This window comes from Bradyrhizobium sp. NBAIM08 (assembly GCF_020193935.1).
GTDB classification, from domain to species: Bacteria; Pseudomonadota; Alphaproteobacteria; order Rhizobiales; family Xanthobacteraceae; genus Bradyrhizobium; species Bradyrhizobium yuanmingense.
Genome location: NZ_JADYVR010001233.1, coordinates 1 through 388 on the forward strand (window position 1 = coordinate 1; position 388 = coordinate 388).

General features: G+C 55.9%; 1 protein-coding gene. It reads left to right on the forward strand.

Going from position 1 to position 388, the window contains the following annotated elements; all coding sequences use genetic code 11:
• On the forward strand, nt 1–388 hold a 388-nt coding region (locus I6F37_RS44290; protein WP_225155029.1), incomplete at both ends, for a POTRA domain-containing protein.

Here is a 388-nt window from a genome sequence, read left to right on the forward strand (position 1 = left end):
CGATCAAGTTCGTGGGTACCGCCAATGTGAACGAACAGGTCGTTCGGGCGAATATGCAGATTCGCGAGGGCGGGGAGTTCGACGAGGTCATTTTGGACCGCGATATCCGGTCCCTTTATCGCACGGGCCTCTTCGAGTTCATTGAAGTTAAACACGAGCCGGTCGACGCGCGGACCTTCAATCTCGTCATCGAGGTCACGCCGAAATTCCGGGTGCTGGCGGTGCGTTTCGAAGGCAATCAGAAGGTTAAAAGCAACCGCCTCGAGAAGGAAGTGAAGACCAAGCCGAACCAGGCGCTCGACGAGCGCCAGGTGAAGGAAGACCAGGAAAAGCTGCGCGAGTATTACCAGAAGGCCGGCTATAACCAGGTGTCGGTCAACTATACGAT